General features: G+C 56.7%; 13 protein-coding genes. 2 read left to right on the top strand and 11 right to left on the bottom strand.

Going from position 1 to position 19070, the window contains the following annotated elements; translation table 11 throughout:
• Nucleotides 1-12: 12 nt before the first annotated feature.
• The 4 genes from ribBA to glyA all read right to left on the bottom strand — a co-directional run bounded on the left by ribBA (nt 13) and on the right by glyA (nt 4150).
• The gene (ribBA, locus tag AC0B60_RS18740; protein WP_465087388.1) at nt 13-1128 is read right to left on the bottom strand and encodes a bifunctional 3,4-dihydroxy-2-butanone-4-phosphate synthase/GTP cyclohydrolase II; all 1116 of its coding nucleotides are present in this window, start codon (nt 1126-1128) and stop codon (nt 13-15) included.
• A 68-nt stretch (nt 1129-1196) separates the two neighbouring features.
• Nucleotides 1197-2312, bottom strand: coding sequence for a bifunctional diaminohydroxyphosphoribosylaminopyrimidine deaminase/5-amino-6-(5-phosphoribosylamino)uracil reductase RibD (gene ribD, locus AC0B60_RS18735; RefSeq protein ID WP_465087387.1), 1116 nt, complete (start codon nt 2310-2312; stop codon nt 1197-1199).
• Complete coding sequence (nrdR, locus tag AC0B60_RS18730; RefSeq protein ID WP_465087386.1) at nt 2309-2827, bottom strand: transcriptional regulator NrdR; 519 nt, start codon at nt 2825-2827, stop codon at nt 2309-2311. The genes ribD and nrdR overlap by 4 nt, the downstream gene beginning before the upstream one ends.
• 66 nt (nt 2828-2893) lie before the next feature.
• Nucleotides 2894-4150, bottom strand: coding sequence for a serine hydroxymethyltransferase (glyA, locus tag AC0B60_RS18725; protein ID WP_465087385.1), 1257 nt, complete (start codon nt 4148-4150; stop codon nt 2894-2896).
• Between the two features lie 369 nt (nt 4151-4519).
• Between glyA and ettA the strand changes: the two genes are divergently transcribed.
• Together ettA and radA are read left to right on the top strand one after the other, a co-directional pair.
• On the top strand, nt 4520-6181 hold the full coding sequence (gene ettA, locus AC0B60_RS18720; RefSeq protein WP_465087384.1) for an energy-dependent translational throttle protein EttA: 1662 nt from the start codon (nt 4520-4522) through the stop codon (nt 6179-6181).
• The gene (radA, locus tag AC0B60_RS18715; protein ID WP_465087383.1) at nt 6181-7560 is read left to right on the top strand and encodes a DNA repair protein RadA; all 1380 of its coding nucleotides are present in this window, start codon (nt 6181-6183) and stop codon (nt 7558-7560) included. The genes ettA and radA overlap by 1 nt, the downstream gene beginning before the upstream one ends.
• Before the next feature lie 239 nt (nt 7561-7799).
• Here the strand turns inward: radA and AC0B60_RS18710 are convergent, their stop codons facing one another.
• The 7 genes from AC0B60_RS18710 to aroK all read right to left on the bottom strand — a co-directional run bounded on the left by AC0B60_RS18710 (nt 7800) and on the right by aroK (nt 18969).
• On the bottom strand, nt 7800-8168 hold the full coding sequence (locus AC0B60_RS18710) for a PilZ domain-containing protein (RefSeq protein ID WP_465087382.1): 369 nt from the start codon (nt 8166-8168) through the stop codon (nt 7800-7802).
• Nucleotides 8169-8404: 236 nt separating this feature from the next.
• The gene (hemE, locus tag AC0B60_RS18705; protein WP_465087381.1) at nt 8405-9475 is read right to left on the bottom strand and encodes a uroporphyrinogen decarboxylase; all 1071 of its coding nucleotides are present in this window, start codon (nt 9473-9475) and stop codon (nt 8405-8407) included.
• Between the two features lie 122 nt (nt 9476-9597).
• On the bottom strand, nt 9598-11016 hold the full coding sequence (locus AC0B60_RS18700; protein ID WP_465087380.1) for an FAD-dependent oxidoreductase: 1419 nt from the start codon (nt 11014-11016) through the stop codon (nt 9598-9600).
• Between the two features lie 77 nt (nt 11017-11093).
• On the bottom strand, nt 11094-15542 hold the full coding sequence (gene gltB / locus AC0B60_RS18695) for a glutamate synthase large subunit (protein WP_465087379.1): 4449 nt from the start codon (nt 15540-15542) through the stop codon (nt 11094-11096).
• 257 nt (nt 15543-15799) lie between these two features.
• Nucleotides 15800-17287, bottom strand: coding sequence for an SPOR domain-containing protein (locus AC0B60_RS18690; protein WP_465087378.1), 1488 nt, complete (start codon nt 17285-17287; stop codon nt 15800-15802).
• Between the two features lie 28 nt (nt 17288-17315).
• Entirely contained in the window at nt 17316-18410 is a 1095-nt protein-coding gene (gene aroB / locus AC0B60_RS18685) for a 3-dehydroquinate synthase (protein ID WP_465087377.1), read from the bottom strand.
• Nucleotides 18403-18969: a shikimate kinase AroK gene (gene aroK, locus AC0B60_RS18680; protein ID WP_465087376.1), complete on the bottom strand. Its 567-nt coding sequence runs from the start codon at nt 18967-18969 to the stop codon at nt 18403-18405. The genes aroB and aroK overlap by 8 nt, the downstream gene beginning before the upstream one ends.
• Nucleotides 18970-19070 lie beyond the last annotated feature (101 nt).

The following is a 19070-nucleotide window of genomic DNA, read 5'->3' as shown; positions in this document are numbered from 1 at the left end:
TGCCGGGGTTCATTATTCGGGTGTATAGGGCACGTATTCCACGACTTCCAGCTCGAATCCGGAAATGGCAGAAAACTTGATGGGCGGGCTCAGCAGGCGCATCTTGCCAACACCAAGATCCCTAAGAATCTGTGAGCCGGTACCAACGGTAAAATAAACACCGGAGCTGCCCTTACCCGCGGACTTTTTATCCTGCTCGAAAAATTCGTGGATACGATCCTCAAGATTGTAGCTGTCTTCGGCGCTGTTGAGCAGGACAACGACGCCGCGACCTTCACTCGCCACCTTCTCCAGAGCATGATGCAATGGCCAGCTACGGGAATCGGCGCGACGGGCACCGAGCAGGTCACGCAGAGTATCGGTGATGTGCACACGCACCAGCACCGGGTCCTCGGCCGCAATATCCCCCATCACCATGGCCAGATGGGTTGAACCCTGGATATTGTCGCGATAGGTGCGCAAGTTGAATACACCGTACTCGGTATCCAAGTCGTACTGCTCAACGCACTCAATGGTGCGCTCGTTCAATGTCCGATAGTGGATCAGATCCGCAATCGTGCCGATCTTCAGTTCGTGAGTTTCGGCAAATTTTTCCAGATCTTCACGGCGGGCCATGGACCCATCGTCGTTCATGATTTCGCAGATCACGCCAGCGGGCTCGCAACCAGCGAGGGCTGCCAGATCGCAGGATGCCTCGGTATGGCCGGCTCGGCTGAGCACCCCGCCCGGGTCCGACATCAGCGGGAAAATATGGCCCGGCTGAACCAGGTCAGACGCTTTTGCATCGCGGGCAACAGCGGCCTGGACAGTTCGCGCACGGTCGGCGGCAGAGATACCCGTCGTTACGCCCTCAGTCGCTTCAATGGAAAGAGTGAACTTGGTCCCAAAACCCGATGCATTCTGCTGAACCATCAACGGCAGGCCAAGCTGTTCGCAACGATGGCGCGTCATCGGCATGCAAATCAGTCCACGACCGAAGCGGGCCATGAAGTTGATAGCCTCTGGCGTACAATGCTCTGCGGCCATCACCAGGTCACCTTCGTTTTCCCGATCCTCATCGTCCATCAGGATAACCATCTTACCCTGACGGATATCGTCGATAATGTCTTTAATGCTGTTCAGTGCCATACCGTATTTGCATCCTGTTGGTCTGCCCGCCCGAGTGTCGGTGCCGGCAGCCATGAATTTAGTAACCGTTATCCCGGCGCCAGGATCAATCGTTGATCCTCGCCCAGCTGACGGCGATCCAGCACTTTCCATTGCACCTTGTCCGCCATGGATTCCAGTGGCAGATTGGCCGTGGGCCGGCCGGTACTACCCAGGAACACCGGCGCCTGGTAGAGCCATAGCTCATCCACCAACCGCTCACTGATAAACGTGCCTGCCAGCGTTGGACCAGCCTCCACCAACAATTCGTTGATGCCCAGCTCCCCCAATGAGTCGAGCAACTCGCGAACATCAATGCCATTGTCCTTCCAGGCCACACCCGTCAGGCCCACGCCCAACGCAGCAAGGTCCTGTGCCGGCGCCGTTGCCAGTGTTGGGGAGGCGCAATACACCTGGACATTGCCTCCCTGTAGTATCGTGGCGCCTGGGGGGGTACGCGCGTCCCGGTCCGCGATAACCCGCAAGGGCTGACGAGACGGTTCCGTGGCATCGCCAATGTCACCCAATTCAGTCCGACGAACTGTCAGTGAAGGGTTGTCGGCCAGCACCGTGCCCACCCCTGTCAGAATGGCATCGCTGATAGCCCTAAGCCGCTGGACATCACGGCGCGATTCCGAGCCGGTAATCCACTGGCTCTCGCCGGAGGCCATGGCCGTCCTGCCATCAAGGCTCGCAGCCATTTTAAGCCGGACATAGGGTCTGCCTATGTTCATCCGCTTCATGAAGCCAGGATTCAATCGGACAGCCTCTTCCGCCAGCAGGCCTTCTGTTACGCGAACGCCCGCCTCTCGGAGCATATCCAGGCCGCGACCGGATACCGAAGGGTTGGGGTCCTTGGTCGCCGCAAACACGTGGGCGATACCCGCTTCGATCAGCGCCTTGGCACAAGGAGGAGTGCGGCCAAAATGACTGCAGGGCTCTAGCGTGACGTAGGCCGTTGCACCACGGGCATCTGGCCCAGCCTGACTGAGTGCGCGGGTTTCTGCATGGGCTTCGCCCGCACGTTCATGCCAGCCTTCGCCGAGAATCTCGCTGCCACGGGCGATGACGCACCCCACTCGCGGGTTGGGGTGCGTCGAATAGCAGCCACGCCAGGCAAGCTGCACCGCACGAGCCATAAAAGCCGTGTCCTGAGCGTCGATCATGCCTGTCCTTCGGAGGAATGGTTATCCGCCAATGCCTTGGCCACATCCACCGGGTCTTCGCCCGAGGTCGCCGAAAGGCGCTCAATCTCCTCCTTGAACTCGTTAACGTCCTGGAAGCTGCGGTACACAGAGGCAAAACGCACGTAGGCTACTTTGTCCAGTTGGCGCAGCTCGGTCATCACTTCCTCACCAAGCTGCATGGACTTTACTTCCCGCTCGCCAGTAGCCCGCAACCGGAACCGGATGCGATTCAGCGCTGCCTCGATCTCTTCAATGCTTACCGGGCGCTTTTCAAGTGCCTTCATCAGGCCCGACCGGAGCTTGTCCTCGTCAAAGGGCTGGCGCGTGCCGTCCTGCTTGACGACACGAGGCATAACCAGCTCCGCTGACTCAAAGGTGGTGAAACGCTCACGGCAGGACAGGCATTCCCTGCGGCGACGCACCTGATCACCCTCGGCCACCAGCCGGGAGTCGATTACCTTGGTATCCGCTTCACCACAGAAAGGACAATGCATATTCAGAAACTCCCGCAAACCATCGGGCCAGGCGTCAAAACCTGCCCGACGGCGCAATCAGGCTGTTTAGCCGGTGTAAACCGGGAACCGCGAGCACAGGCCTTCAACCTGCTCCCGAACCCGGCCGTTGACAGCTTCGTCTTCCAGACTATCGAGAATGTCACACATCCAACCCGCGAGATCGCGACACTCAGACTCTCCGAATCCACGCGTGGTGACCGCGGGGGTACCAATGCGCAAGCCAGATGTCACGAACGGAGAGCGCGGATCGTTAGGTACGGCGTTCTTGTTCACGGTAATGTGCGCTCGCCCCAGAGCTGCGTCTGCATCCTTACCGGTAATGTCCTGCTTGATCAAACTGACCAGGAACAGGTGATTCTCAGTGCCACCGGAAATGACATCGAAGCCGCGGGAGACAAACACTTCAGCCATGGCCTTGGCGTTTTTAACAACTTGTTTCTGATACGCTTTGAACTCGTCGCTCATGGCTTCCTTGAAGCAGACCGCCTTGGCAGCGATCACATGCATCAACGGACCACCCTGGCCACCAGGGAATACCGCAGAGTTCAGCTTCTTCTGCAGATCGGCATCGTCGCAGGCCAGAATCAGGCCGCCACGAGGACCGCGCAGGGTCTTGTGGGTAGTCGTCGCAACCACATGGGCATGCGGCACCGGATCCGGATAAACACCAGCTGCCACCAGGCCTGCTACGTGTGCCATATCCACGAACAGATAGGCACCAACCTTATCGGCAATCTCACGGAAACGGGCGAAGTCCAGTTCCTGGGAGTAGGCGGAAAAACCAGCAATGATCATCTTCGGTTTGTGCTCGACGGCAAGGTTTTCCACTTCATCGTAATCAATCAGGCCGGACTCCGGATTCAGCCCATACTGCACGGCGTTGTAGATCTTGCCGGAGAAATTGACACTGGCACCGTGGGTCAGATGGCCGCCATGGGCCAGGCTCATGCCAAGCACAGTATCGCCGGGCTTGAGCAACGCCATGAAAACGGCTGAATTGGCCTGAGAGCCTGAGTGGGGCTGGACGTTGGCATAAGCAGCGCCAAACAGTTCCTTGGCACGGCTGATGGCCAGATCTTCTGCGATGTCTACAAATTCGCAGCCGCCGTAATAACGCTTACCGGGGTAGCCTTCCGCGTACTTATTGGTCAGCGCGCTACCCTGGGCTTCCATCACCCTGGGACTGGTATAGTTCTCAGACGCGATCAGCTCGATATGAGCCTCCTGGCGTTTCTCTTCGGCCTGAATGGCGTTCCAGAGCTCGTCGTCAAAGCCGGCGATTTTCATATCACGATTAAACATGGATGCGCTGCCCCTATGTGCTTAGCTGCCCGAAAAAATGGGCCGCTATTCTATCTTACAAATGGGTAAAAAATCACCCTTTATGCCGTCCGCAGATACCGACACGCCGCCACCTGCGCTTTTTGCTCAATTGCTATCCCCGGTTGGTTTCGATACCTTACTCGGTCAATATTCATTGGTTGCGGCTACTGGCTATTGGCGTTACGGCCATCGGGCAGGGCGATCCGGGATACGCTGTAAATACGTCCCTGTACGCTCGACAAAATCATCCCTGATTTTGACGATCCCGGATCACCCTGCCCGATGGCCTTAGTCAGACACCATTTATAGTCGTTCCGACACTTACATACGCAAGAAGGATTCCGACACATGGCCCAATACGTATACGATATGAAAAGCGTGGGCAAGGTGGTTCCGCCCAAGCGTGAAATCCTCAAAGACATTTCCCTGAGTTTTTTCCCGGGCGCGAAGATTGGCGTACTAGGTCTTAACGGCGCCGGTAAATCCACGTTGCTACGTATTATGGCGGGTATCGATCAGGATTACATTGGTGAGGCCCGTCCTCAGCCGGGCATTAACGTGGGCTACCTGCCTCAGGAACCAGAACTGGATGACAGCAAGACCGTCAAGGAGATTGTTGATGAGTCGGTCTCTGGCATTCACGATGCCCTGGCCGAGCTGGATCAGGTATACACTGCCTACGCTGAACCAGACGCCGACTTTGATGCCCTGGCCAAGAAGCAGGGCGAGCTGGAAGCGTTCATCCAGGCTTCCGACGGTCATGATATCGAGCGCAAGATGGAAGTGGCCGCCGACGCCCTTCGTCTTCCGGCATGGGATGCCATGGTAAAGAACCTGTCCGGTGGTGAGCGCCGCCGCGTAGCACTTTGCCGCCTGCTGCTTTCAAGCCCGGACATGCTGCTGCTAGACGAGCCAACCAACCATCTGGATGCGGAATCCGTGGCCTGGTTGGAGCGCTTCCTTCATGACTACACCGGCACCGTGGTAGCCATCACCCACGATCGCTACTTCCTGGACAACGTTGCTGGCTGGATTCTGGAGCTGGACCGCGGCCAGGGCATTCCGTTTGAGGGTAACTACAGCCAGTGGCTGGAGAACAAGGAAAAACGCCTGGAGGTTGAAGCTAAGCAGGAAGCCTCCCGCCAGAAGACCATCAAGCACGAGCTGGAATGGGTGCGTAGTAATGCCAAGGGCCGCCAGTCCAAGAGCAAGGCCCGCCTAGCCCGCTTTGAGGAAATGAGCTCCCAGGAATTCCAGAAGCGCAACGAGACCAACGAACTTTACATTCCACCCGGCCCTCGCCTGGGCGACAAGGTGATTGAGATCGAGGGCATCAGCAAGTCCTTCGATGACCGCCTGCTATACGAAGACGTGTCACTCAGCGTTCCTCCCGGCGCGATTGTTGGCATCATCGGCGGCAACGGCGCGGGCAAGTCCACGCTGTTCCGCATGATCGGTGACTACGACAAACCCGATTCCGGCACCATCACCGTGGGTGAAACCGTAAAACTGGCCTATGTGGACCAGATGCGGGACCTTAACGGCGACAATACCGTCTGGGAAGAGCTCAGTGACGGTAACGACATCATCAAGATCGGCAATTACGAGACACCGTCGCGGGCCTACGTGGGCCGCTTCAACTTCAAGGGCTCTGACCAGCAAAAGCGGGTTGCCGATCTGTCGGGCGGTGAACGCAATCGCTTGCACCTGGCCAAGTTGTTGAAAGAAGGTGGCAACGTGCTGCTGCTGGACGAACCGACCAACGATCTGGACGTGGAAACGCTGCGCGCCCTGGAGGAAGCCCTGCTCAACTTCCCTGGCTCCGCTTTGGTGATCTCGCACGACCGCTGGTTCCTGGACCGTGTAGCCACTCACATCCTGGCGTTTGAGGACGACGGTGAAGTGGTCTACTTCGAAGGCAACTTCAGCGAATACGATGAGGACCACAAGAAGCGCAAGGGAGACTCCGCCATGGTGCCCCAGCGCATGAAGTACAAGAAGCTGGCCTGATGGCAAAAGCGAAAACTGCCTACGTCTGCACCGAATGCGGTGCAGACTATTCCAAGTGGCAGGGGCAATGTACCGCCTGCCAGGCCTGGAACACGATCAGTGAGGTTCGTGGCGTCAGTGGCGGCAACGCCAAGGGTGCCCGCGGGAGTCGCTTTGAGGGCTTTGCAGGTAGTCTCTCGGAAGTGAAAAGCCTGGACGACGTCAGTCTTGCTGAGCAGCCCCGCATCAGCTCCGGCATGCAGGAGTTTGACCGCGTGCTGGGTGGAGGCCTGGTGTCGGGTTCCGCCATACTGATGGGGGGCCATCCAGGCGCCGGCAAGAGCACCCTGCTTCTGCAGGCTGTGTGTCATCTGGCGTCCAGCGTTCCCGCGCTTTACGTCACCGGCGAGGAATCATTGCAACAGGTCGCTATGCGCGCCAAACGCCTGGGGCTGCCCACAAAAGACCTTAAGATGCTATCGGAAACCAGCGTTGAACGAGTAATGCAGGTAGCCGAAGCCGAAAAACCCCGCATTCTGGTGGTGGACAGTATCCAGGTGATGCATGTGGCCGAGTCAGAATCCGCACCGGGTAGTGTTTCCCAAGTCCGTGAAAGTGCAGCTTACCTAACCCGTTTCGCCAAACAGACCGGCACAATTCTGTTCCTGGTGGGACACGTCACGAAGGACGGCAGCCTGGCCGGGCCGAAAGTGCTGGAGCATATGATCGACTGCTCCATCCTGCTGGAAGGCTCCAGTGACAGTCGCTATCGCACGTTACGAGGCATCAAGAACCGTTTTGGTGCGGTCAATGAGCTCGGCGTGTTTGCGATGCTGGAACAGGGTCTAAAAGAAGTGAAAAATCCCAGTGCCATCTTCCTGAATCGTGGCGAGGAGGCCGCTCCTGGCAGCGTTGTGATGGTGGTCTGGGAAGGCACACGTCCGATGCTGGTGGAGATTCAGGCGCTGGTGGATATGGCCCAGGGCGGCTACCCAAGGCGCGTTGCAGTGGGGCTGGATCAGAATCGGCTGGCAATGCTTCTGGCGGTGCTGCATCGACATGGCGGCATGCATGTGTCGGATCAGGATGTGTTTGTGAATGTGGTGGGTGGTGTGAAGGTTAATGAGACCAGTGCGGATCTGGCGCTGCTGGCGGCCATTGTGTCCTCCTTTCGCGACCGCGCCCTGCCCCAGGATCTGGTGATCTTCGGCGAGGTCGGCCTTTCTGGCGAGATTCGGCCGGTACCCAGTGGTCAAGAACGCATTTACGAAGCTGCCAAGCATGGGTTTACCCGCGCTTTGGTGCCTAAGTCTAATGCGCCTCGTAAGGCTATTGAGGGGATGAAGGTGATTCCCGTTACCAAACTGAGCGATGCGTTGTCGGCTTTGGAGGAGCTTTAAGGCTCGGTTTGTAGCCTGCTTGTTTGGTGCTTGGCGGGATTGGAAGGGCCTTTCCAAAAAACGCTTCAAGCACATCCCTGTGCGCTTGGGCTCCGCCATCCATGGCTCCGCACATTTTTGGAAAGGCCCTTCCAATCCCGCCTGCCAACTTCGCAGTGTCCTCACGAACTCCCTATCCGTAGGTCGGATTAGGCAAAGCCGTAATCCGACAACTAACCTGAAAACCACCCCAAAAAATCTCAATCAATCAAATGCGCAAACTCCCTCTCCAACAACGCCTGATCCCCCAGGTTCAACTCCACCAAGCGTTTTAGATGAGTCGCACTTTCAAGGTCAATATACTGGCACTTGAACCCCAACCGCTGCTCTTCGATATGCCTCAACTCCACTGCCATCACAATCCCTGTTTCGTGGTCGTCGAGGTGGATAATCACCTCGCAGGGCTGTTTCAGCGGTACGTTCCACTTCTCCGGCCGCTTTACCAGCACGCCCTTCAGTGAAATATCCAGCACTTCACTCACCCACACTTCCTCCTGCCAATGCAGTTCGCATTCGGCATCGAAGGAGATTCTGTGGAAGCGGCGTTTTTCGGGGGCTTTGGTTGGCAAGGGTTACTCCTGTTGACCGGTCTCGTCTGTTATGACTATAGACCGCACAGGAGCTTCTATCTAGCGCTAACACCAAACAGAAGCTCTGTGGAGCGTTAACGCAGAAGTCGGACAGAGGGCGGTTTTGGGGCTTTCCAAAACCGTGGAGCGCCAGGGATGGCGCGACCGAGCCCTACATGGACGTATTTACGGGCGTGTTTTGGAAAGCCCCAACAACCACCCGCTACTCCCAACCATCAGTCTTGCAGGTGATACTCCGGACTCAGCTCAGTCACCGCACGGATAAACGCCCCGGCGTGCTCCGGATCAACGTCCGGGGTGATGCCATGCCCGAGGTTGAAGATGTGCCCTGGCCCGGTGCCGTAGCGGGACAGGATATCGGCCACTTCCTGGCGAATCCGCTCAGGCGGTGCATACAGCATAGTCGGGTCCATATTGCCCTGCAGGGCCACCTGATCGCCAATGCGAGCACGAGCGTTGCCGATATCCGTTGTCCAGTCCAGACCGACCGCGTCAGCACCGGATTCCGCTATCGACTCCAGCCACTGGCCACCATTCTTGGTGAACAGGATCACTGGCACACGGCGACCGTCATTCTCCCGAATCAGACCGGCGACAATTTTCTTCATGTAGTTCAGGGAAAACTCCTGATACGCCCAACTACTCAGCACGCCGCCCCAGGTATCGAAGATCTGGACCGCCTGGGCACCGGCACGAATCTGGCCGTTCAGGTAATCAATGACCGAGTCCGCCAGATGATCCAGCAACTGATGCATCACCTCCGGCTGGCCGTACATCAGCTTCTTGGCCTCGCGGAAATCCTTGGAGGAACCGCCTTCAATCATGTAGGTGGCGAGTGTCCAGGGGCTGCCAGAGAAGCCGATCAGCGGGACGCTGCCATTGAGCGCGCCACGGATGGTGGACACGGCATTCATCACGTAGTCCAGGTCTGTTTCCGCATTGATCTTGGGCAACGCCGCTACGTCTGCGGCGGAGCGGATCGTGTTACGGAATTTCGGGCCCTCGCCGGTTTCGAAGTACAGGCCCAGCCCCAGGGCATCAGGGATGGTAAGGATGTCTGAAAACAGGATGGCAGCGTCAAGCGGGAACCGCTCCAGCGGCTGTAACGTCACTTCACAGGCCAGCGGTGTGTTTTTGCACAGACTGAGAAAGTCTCCGGCTTTGGCCCGAGTCGCTCGGTATTCCGGCAGGTATCGACCTGCCTGGCGCATCATCCACACTGGTGTGCGATCAACGGGCTGACGCATCAGCGCACGCAGGAAACGGTCATTTTTCAGCTCGGTCATAGCATTCCCAGTCTGCTGTCTGTCAAAAGTTTGGAGGGCAATGATACCCGGTTTGTGGCAATAAAAAAGGGCGGCCCGCCGTCTGCAAGCCGCCCTTCCAACCCGGATGAAACCGGGGGCTGTCAGATATCCAGGTAATCCATGATACCTTCCGCCGCCTGGCGACCCTCCCAGATAGCCGTTACGACCAGATCCGAACCACGGACCATATCGCCACCGGCAAATATCTTGGGATTGCTGGTCTGGAAGCCGAACTCCACTTCCTCCGGAGCGCTGACACGGCCAGAGTCGTCAGTGTTTACCTTCAACTCGTCAAACCAGTCGGCCGGGCTCGGGCGGAATCCGAAGGCCACCAGAACTGCATCGGCCGGAATCACTTCCTCACTGCCAGCGACCACTTCCGGACGACGACGGCCGTTTTCATCGGGCTCGCCGAGGCGAGTCTGAACCACTTTGACCCCCTCAACCCGGTCTTCGCCAATAATGGCGATCGGTTGGCGGTTAAACATGAACTTAACGCCCTCTTCCTTGGCGTTAGACACTTCCCGGCGTGAGCCCGGCATGTTCTGCTCATCACGGCGATAGGCGCAGGTAACGCTGGTCGCCTGCTGGCGAATCGAGGTGCGATTGCAGTCCATGGCGGTATCACCACCGCCGAGCACGACCACGCGTTTGCCTTTCATGTCGATAAAATCGTCTTCGTCTTTCTCGAACCCAAGACGACGATTCACGTTTGAGACCAGGAATGGCAGTGCATCATGAACGCCTGGCAGATCCTCGCCCGGGAAGCCCCCTTTCATGTATGTGTAGGTTCCCATGCCCATAAAGACAGCGTCGTACTCTTCGAGAATATCGGCCATCATCACATCCTTGCCCACTTCCGTGGACAGACGGAACTCTACACCCATTTCCTCGAATATCTTGCGGCGGCGGCTCATCACCGATTTCTCAAGTTTGAACTCAGGAATCCCGAAGGTCAGTAGTCCGCCAATTTCCGGGTAAATATCAAATACCACCGGCTTTACGCCATTGCGCACCAAAACGTCGGCACAGCCAAGGCCTGCAGGGCCGGCACCGATTACGGCCACTTTTTTGTCGGTCCATTTAACGGCGGACATGTCGGGCTTCCAGCCCAAAGCAAAGGCCGTATCGGTAATGTACTTTTCCACCGACCCGATGGTGACTGCTCCATAGCCATCGTTCAGGGTACAAGCGCCTTCACACAGACGATCCTGGGGGCAGACCCGGCCACAGACCTCCGGCAGGGAGTTGGTCTGGTGACAGAGCTCCACAGCCCTCATGATATTGCCTTCCGACACCAGCTTCAGCCAGTTGGGGATATAGTTGTGTACCGGGCACTTCCACTCACAATACGGATTACCGCACTCCAGGCAGCGATGCGACTGCGACGCGGCATTATCCTGGGTGAATGGGTGATAGATTTCACCAAACTCTTTTTTGCGCTTCTTTGCCGGTACTTTTTTCGGGTCGACACGCCCTACTTCGACAAACTGGAAGTCGTTACTCAGTCGTTCTTTCATTATGACGCTCTCATCAGACTCAATTTCGACGCGGGCGCTGCCTCACCAGCAACGCCCCCAACCTGTTTCAACCGCCTTTACTCGGGGCGTGCCCGGGTGCTAGCCAGCAGGCTGCGAAGGTTCGCCGCCTTGGGTTTCACCAGCCAGAAGCGGCCAATGTAGTCATCGAAATTGTCAAGAATATGCTCTGCCCACTCGCTCGCGGTTTCAGAAATATGCTCGCGGACCACACCGCGCAGGTGATTACGGTATGACTCCATTTCCTCGCTGGATATCCGCTGAATCTCCACGAGTTCATGGTTGTACTTGTCCACGAAGGTGTTGTTCAAGTCCAGCACGTAAGCAAAACCGCCGGTCATACCGGCGCCAAAGTTGTGGCCGGTACTACCAAGAACCGTGATCAGGCCCCCCGTCATGTATTCGCAGCAGTGATCGCCCACACCTTCTACCACCGCATGGGCGCCGGAGTTACGAACACCGAAACGCTCACCGGCGGTGCCAGCGGCAAACAGCTTGCCACCGGTTGCGCCGTAGAGGCAGGTGTTACCTACGATCGAGGTGTCCTGGGTTTTGAAATCGCTACCGGCCGGCGGCCGAATCACCAATTTGCCACCGGTCATGCCTTTGCCGACATAGTCGTTGGCATCGCCTTCCAGAAGCAGGTTGAGACCGCCCACGTTCCAGACACCGAAGCTCTGGCCGGCGGTGCCAGTCAGATCCAGAGTGATAGGCGCCGAGACCATGCCCTGGTTGCCATGCAACTGGGCAATCTCTCCGGACAGGCGAGCGCCAATCGACCGGTCACAGTTGGTAACCCTGTAGGACCAGGTACCACCAGCTTTGTCGGCTATCGCATCCGCAGTGTCTTTCACCATCTGCTCGGCAAGCTTGCCTTCGTCAAACGGATGATTGCGCTCCACTTGGCAGGTGTTGGGCTTATCCGCCGGGATGTGGTCATTCGACAACAGGCGCGTCAGATCCAGCTTCTTCTGGCGCGGGGTGTCGCCGGGTAGGCGCTCCAGCAGGTCAACACGGCCTACCAGCTCCTCCAGGTTGCGAACACCCAGTTTGGCCATCCACTCTCGGGTCTCGGTCGCAACGAACCGGAAGAAATTCATGGCCATTTCTACCGTGCCCTTGAAGTGCTCCTCCCTGAGGTGCTCGTTCTGGGTCGCGACGCCGGTGGCACAGTTGTTCAGGTGACAGATACGCAGATACTTACAACCCAGTGCCACCATTGGTGTGGTGCCGAAACCGAAGCTTTCAGCCCCCAGGATGGCGCCCTTGACCACATCCAGGCCGGTCTTGATACCGCCATCGGTCTGCAGTCGGATCTTGCCTCGCAAGTCATTGGCCCTCAGAGCCTGTTGGGTTTCACTCAAACCCAGCTCCCAAGGCGACCCGGCGTAACGGATGGACGTCAGCGGACTGGCTGCTGTACCACCGTCATAACCAGAGACGGTGATCAGGTCAGCATAGGCCTTCGCCACACCAGCGGCGATGGTGCCAACACCGGGTTCAGAGACGAGCTTTACCGAAACCAGGGCGCTAGGGTTAACCTGCTTGAGGTCGAAGATCAGCTGCGCCAGGTCTTCAATCGAGTAGATATCATGGTGCGGTGGCGGGGAAATCAGCGTTACCCCTGGTACCGAGTAGCGCAAACGGGCAATCAGGTCATTAACCTTACCCCCAGGCAATTGGCCGCCTTCACCAGGCTTCGCACCCTGAGCCACTTTGATCTGCATAACATCGGCGCTACGCAAGTATTCCGCAGTTACACCGAAACGACCAGAAGCCACCTGCTTGATCTTGGAACGTTTTTCGGTGCCATAACGAGCTGGGTCCTCCCCACCCTCACCAGAATTCGAGCGACCACCCAGTGTATTCATAGCCACTGCGAGAGCTTCGTGCGCCTCCGGAGACAGCGCGCCCAAAGACATTGCAGCTGAATCAAACCGTGGGAAGATGTTCTCCACGGGCTCCACGTCGGACAGGTCAATTGCTTTCACGTCCTTACGGAAGCCAAGCAGATCCCTCAACGTTGAGACCGGGCGCTCATTCACCAAACCAGCGTATTCCATGTACTGCCCATAATCCCCACTGATCACAGCCTCTTGGAGCTTACCGACCACGTCTGGATTGAAGGCATGATATTCCTGGCCATGAACATATTTCAGCAGCCCCCCTTGGGATATGGGCTTGCGATGCTTCCAGGCAACGGACGCCAATTGTTCCTGGTCCTGCTGGAAATCAAAGAAGCCGGCACCCTGAATTCTGCTGGGTACGCCTTTGAAACAAAGGTCCGCGACGTCATCCGCCAGGCCAATGGCCTCAAACAGCTGCGCCCCCCGGTAGGAGGTGATGGTCGAGATACCCATTTTGGACAGAATCTTCAACAACCCCTTGTTGATACCCTTGCGGTAGTTATTCTTCGCGTCAATGGGATCCATCATCAGCTCACCCGTACGTATCAGATCGTTGAGAACCTGATACGCAAGGTAGGGGTACACTGCCGTGGCCCCAAAGCCAAATAGGACAGCAAATTGATGGGGATCGCGGGCCCAGCCGGTTTCTACAAGAATGTTGGAGTCACACCGGAGACCTTTCTTGACCAAGTGGTGGTGAACAGCACCGGTTGCCATCATTGCATTGACCGGCAGTTCCCCTTCCTTCAGGTGTTTATCGGTCAGAATCAGGATCACCTTGCCATTACGGGCAGCCTGTTCAGCTTCATCACAAACATTGCGAACAGCCTGCTCAAGCCCCACTTCCGGGCTGTAACTCATATTGATATGAGCTACTTCGAAGCCGGGCCGGTCATTATTTGCGATCTTAAGGTATTTCGCTGGCGACAACACCGGTGTCGTCAAGATGATTCGATTCGCGTGCTCAGGCGTTTCCTCAAACACATTGCGCTCCGCACCAATGCATGTCTCCAGCGACATAACAATGGACTCGCGGAGCGGATCGATGGCCGGGTTGGTCACCTGGGCAAATTTCTGACGGAAATAGTCCGCCACGTGCCGAACCCGACTCGACAGAACCGCCATCGGAGTATCATCCCCCATAGAGCCGACCGCTTCCTGGCCGTTTTCCGCCAGGGGCCTCAGCACCTGATCACGCTCTTCATAGGACACCATGAACATTTTCTGATGAATATGGAGATCATCTGACTGCATCAGCTTGAAATCAGGCGTGTCCTGGTTCAGCGTGGTTTCCACTCGCAACGAGTTCTCTCGCAGCCAGCGTTTGTAGGGTTGGGCCGACTTCAGTCGATCGTCCACATCCTTGGTGTGCAAGACTTCACCAGACTCAGTGTCAATGGCCAGCATCTGCCCAGGACCGACGCGCCCCTTTGCCACAACATCTTCAGGCTTGTACCCGTACGTTCCGATTTCAGAAGCCAGGGTGATGAAATCGTCTTTGGTGATGACCCACCGGGCCGGGCGCAGGCCGTTACGGTCAAGCATACAGACAGCATAGCGGCCGTCGGAAAGAACCAGGCCTGCGGGGCCATCCCAAGGCTCCATATGCATGGAGTTGTATTCATAAAATGCCCGCAGCTCCGAATCCATGGTATCCACGTTCTGCCAGGCAGGCGGGATCATCATTCTCACGGCACGGAACAGGTCGACACCGCCGGCCAGCAGCACTTCCAGCATATTGTCCATGCTGGATGAGTCTGAGCCAGTCAGGTTAACCAGCGGCTGCAGTGTCTGTAGGTCCGGCAGTTCCGGTGCGCTGAATTTAGCGGCACGGGCAATCGCCCAGTTACGGTTTCCGTCAACGGTATTGATCTCCCCATTGTGGGCGAGATAGCGGAACGGCTGCGCCAGTGGCCAGCGCGGCATGGTGTTGGTAGAAAAACGCTGATGGAAGACACAGATGGCGGTCTGCAGGTCCGGATCGCCCAAGTCCTTGTAGAAGTTCGCCAAATCCGCCGGCATCATCAGGCCCTTGTAGGCCAAGGTCCGGTGAGACAGGCTACAAATATAGAATTCGGAATCATCGGCCATGTCTCGCTCAGCGTGACGGCGACCAACAAACAGCGCAATGGCGAACTCCTGCTCGGTTTTACCAGCGGGGACCACAAACACTTGCTCTATCCAGGGCAGACAGTCGAGCGCCATCGGCCCAAGGCAGCTGTCGTCCGTAGGCACCTTGCGCCAACCCATGATTTCCAGGCCCTGCTCTGCCAGGCGCTTTTCCACGGCAGCACGGCCAGCAGCTGCCTTGTTCTCATCCGGGTTAAGGAATACCTGGCCCACGGCGAATAGCTCTTCAGGTTCTTTGCCAAATTCTGTTTTGGCGGCCTTGCGCAAAAAGGCATCCGGGCTCTGGATCAGGAGGCCACAACCATCGCCGGTCTTTCCGTCTGCAGCGATACCACCACGGTGGGTCATGCAGGTCAGCGACTCGATGGCAGTTTGCAACAACTTGTGGCTAGTCTCGCCCTTCATATGGGCGATCAGACCGAAGCCGCAGTTGTCCCTGAATTCATCGGGATGATACAAACCTGTCATCATAAGCGTTCTCTCGCGTAGAAATTCTTTTCAATCAAAGGGTTATTGACAAACCGACAATAAAGTCACCCTTCGACACTGAAAATGGGGGCTGGTTATTTTACACGCGTAGAAATACGTACTCAAACCAAAGCGTTTTTATTTTAGGGGGCAAGCACGCTCAATATGAGCGCTGCGCCAGACAGCACTCACTATGAAATAGACGCGTAGGTTATTGTTTTTATGACACAAACAACAAAATAATCGATAAGTACCGACAATCAAAAATCGCGTGATTGCCTGATCCAGGGAGACTGGTCCTGCAAGGCCTCAGGTAGACGCTGAACCGCTTGTCGAGCCTCATCACGCGAGGAAAACTCGCCGTAAAAGCCAACAAACCAGTCCTGGCCCTGCCTTTGGGTATAGGTATAGAGTATACCGGAAATGGACTCGTACCGATTTATCAGGTTCAGCACCGTTTGTTCCTGATTCCCGGCAATCAACTGGACAGTCCAGCCCTCACGCGCCCTTACGTTCTCAAGATCCATAAATGCAGACGAACGGGAGGGGACGAAACCGGGCTCTGGCTCTGGCTCTGGCTCTGGCTCTGGCTCTGGCTCTGGCTCTGGCTCTGGCTCTGGCTCTGGCTCTGGCTCTGGCTCTGGCTCTGGCTCTGGCTCTGGCTCTGGCTCTGGCTCTGGCTCTGGAACAGCCTGATCAGGTTCGTCCGCCATGGGCAACTTAGGCTCGACGACCGGTTCTGACAACTCTGCGTCGGTATCAATCGGCTCAATATCCGGATTGTCAGGGCCAATGGTAATACTCTTGCGTGTGGTTTCCGGCTCAGGCTCAGGCTCTGACTGCTCCCTCGCGACGGAATTGTCATATTGCTGCGATACAAGCCACCAGGAACCGGCAAGCATGACCAAGGCCAGGGCCGGCCAACGCAGGTTAATCGGCACCGAAAACGTCCTTTTGGTTCCATTTTCGGTCGACGCCATATCCAACCATACGGCTGGCGTCACACGCTTGAGACGAGAAAAGCTCCCCTGACTCAAACTGTGCAATTGTGACAACCTCCCGGGCGACAACAACTCCTTGGCATGACCACCAGCGCGGTGAATTCTGGGCTCCAGATAAGCGGCGACTTCGTCTTTTGTCAGTGGGCGAAGATGAATCTGATGCACGCCGGCACCGTCCCCTGACAACCCAAGCATCTCGATCAATCGCCCGCTGCCACTGAACACAGGAACCGCCGCAGCGGAGCGATCTGCGGCCTCAAAGGCAGAAAACAACAATATCAGCAGCTCGGCGGGGGCACGATCCGCATCATCGATAAGCAGGACCATTCGTTGCCCCTTCCGGGCCCTGATTTCAGACCATCTGAAAAAACCGTAAATGGCGTCACGTGCGCCTTCGCCGGGATTCAACCCTTTGTGCGCAATGCCGAGTAGCGCCCGCGACAGCGCCTGCGTACTTGTCAGTGCAGCAGCCGACACCCGATGAAAATCGAGACGAGAGGACTCGCTTCTGACCAGTTCCGCGAGCAACCGACTTTTGCCGGCCCCAACGTCACCCGTGAGAAGCAGAGCAAGGTCACCAAAGCCACAGAGGTGACGAAGCGTTTCCAGGGCATGGTGACGGGAGGCATCCGGAAAAAAGGGGGTTTCCATATCCAACGGATCGGCCCTTAACCCATAGCGCTCCTGGAGTCGCGGAAAGAGGCCACCACCGTCATGACTGCTTAGCCCTTCGTCGTTCACCGTCATTCCCTGTCTAATCCCCGATCAAACCTATTCAGACTTCGCCACAAAATACCCGAAGCGTGGCATCCAGTTCTCGCCTATCCACGGCATCCGTCACCACCGCATCCCCGAGCCCGCGCAGGAGAACAAGGCGTAGCGAACCATCCACATTCTTCTTGTCGACCGCCATCAACCTTAAAAAATCGTCGGGCGACATGCCCGCAGGTGCGAGCCCTGGGAGCTTGGCTCGCTCGATAATGCGCACGACTCTTATACGATCCTCTTCCGTTATCATGCCCTGGCGCAGGGAAAGATCCGCCGCCATCATCATGCCGGTGCCAACAGCTTCACCGTGCAGCCAGTTCCCGTACCCAGCGAATGTCTCAATGGCATGACCGAACGTGTGCCCCAGGTTGAGTATTGCCCGCAACCCACCTTCTCTTTCATCTTTCGCAACAACGTCAGCCTTACAGGCGCATGAGCGATAGATAGCTTCCACCAGGGCCGTTGTTTCCAGATCAATGAGCGACGTAATTTCTTGCTCAAGCCAGGCCAGGAAATCGGTGTCTCGAATCAAGCCATACTTGATGACCTCAGCAAGGCCTGCGGACACTTCCCTTGGTGAGAGACTCCTCAGACTGTCGGTATCGATCAGTACAACTTCCGGTTGGTGGAAGGCACCGACCATATTCTTGCCCAACGGGTGATTGATGCCGGTTTTTCCTCCAACAGAGGAGTCCACCTGCGACAACAACGTCGTCGGAATCTGAATAAAAGGGACGCCACGCTGGTAGGAAGCAGCAGCAAACCCGGTCATATCTCCGACCACGCCTCCCCCCAATGCAACAAGCGTGGTTTTACGGGAATGACGCTTTTCCAGCAAACGGTCGAAGATCAGGTTCAGCGTCTGCCAATCCTTGTATTTTTCACCGTCTGGAAGCACAACCGTATCCACGTGCTTGCCAGGGAAACAAGCGCGGGCTGACTCAAGATACAATGGAGCAACCGTTTCGTTGGTGACAATCATCACCTGGGAGCCAGTGGCAAAGGGACTCAGATCGTAGCTACCCAGCAGCCCCTGGCCGATAAGGATCGGATAGCTGCGATCACCCAGCTCAACGGTCAACTCCCGCAGTGAATCACGCATGATTTCTGCCTTCCTTACGTATTTGCCTTTTGTGGCGCGGCGTCCTCGGATTAATTCGATTAACCAATTGCCTTACGACTAGCCTCGGGCTCTTGCGATCCGTAAACATGACGATATCGGCCAGTCGCGAATAGATCGGATCCCGCACGGCAAACAGGCTTCTAAGGACTGCCTCGGGGTCATCGTTCTGCAACAGGGGGCGATTTCGATCCCGCCTCGTTCTTTCAACCTGCTGCTCGATGGAGGTTTTCAGGTATACCACGACAGAATCGCGCTTGAGGTGCGCGTGATTCTCATCCTTCATCACCGCACCACCGCCGGTGGCCAAGACTGTCTGCGGGTACTCCGATAACTCAGTCAACATGGCCGTTTCACGATGCCGAAAACCATCCTCCCCTTCTACGTCGAATATCCAGGGAATATTGGCGCCACACCGCTCTTCAATAATCCGGTCGGAATCAAGAAAGCGATAGCCCAGCTCCTTGGCCAGCATGCGACCAATTGTGCTTTTCCCCGCACCCATTGGGCCGACCAGGACAACTCGTTTTGGCAAGGACATAACTTCCGCTCATCTACATTCCGGCGCGTGAGAATATCACAGGGTAACGCTTTCCATAAGCTTCAGGAAATGAACCGACAAAAAAACCGCCGTGCGAAACA

Source organism: Marinobacter sp. V34 (assembly GCF_055524115.1).
The sequence above is the reverse complement of the archived record's forward strand: the minus strand, read 5'-3'. Positions and strand labels throughout refer to the sequence as shown.

Coding starts and splice junctions, on each gene's coding strand:
- aroK (WP_465087376.1), bottom strand. CDS start 18,969: ATGTCCTTGCCAAAACGAGTTGTCCTGGTCGGCCCAATGGGTGCGGGG.
- hemE (WP_465087381.1), bottom strand. CDS start 9,475: ATGACCGAGCTGAAAAATGACCGTTTCCTGCGTGCGCTGATGCGTCAG.
- ribD (WP_465087387.1), bottom strand. CDS start 2,312: ATGATCGACGCTCAGGACACGGCTTTTATGGCTCGTGCGGTGCAGCTT.
- gltB (WP_465087379.1), bottom strand. CDS start 15,542: ATGATGACAGGTTTGTATCATCCCGATGAATTCAGGGACAACTGCGGC.
- nrdR (WP_465087386.1), bottom strand. CDS start 2,827: ATGCATTGTCCTTTCTGTGGTGAAGCGGATACCAAGGTAATCGACTCC.
- glyA (WP_465087385.1), bottom strand. CDS start 4,150: ATGTTTAATCGTGATATGAAAATCGCCGGCTTTGACGACGAGCTCTGG.
- AC0B60_RS18700 (WP_465087380.1), bottom strand. CDS start 11,016: ATGAAAGAACGACTGAGTAACGACTTCCAGTTTGTCGAAGTAGGGCGT.
- ettA (WP_465087384.1), top strand. CDS start 4,520: ATGGCCCAATACGTATACGATATGAAAAGCGTGGGCAAGGTGGTTCCG.
- ribBA (WP_465087388.1), bottom strand. CDS start 1,128: ATGGCACTGAACAGCATTAAAGACATTATCGACGATATCCGTCAGGGT.
- aroB (WP_465087377.1), bottom strand. CDS start 18,410: ATGCGTGATTCACTGCGGGAGTTGACCGTTGAGCTGGGTGATCGCAGC.
- AC0B60_RS18690 (WP_465087378.1), bottom strand. CDS start 17,287: ATGACGGTGAACGACGAAGGGCTAAGCAGTCATGACGGTGGTGGCCTC.
- radA (WP_465087383.1), top strand. CDS start 6,181: ATGGCAAAAGCGAAAACTGCCTACGTCTGCACCGAATGCGGTGCAGAC.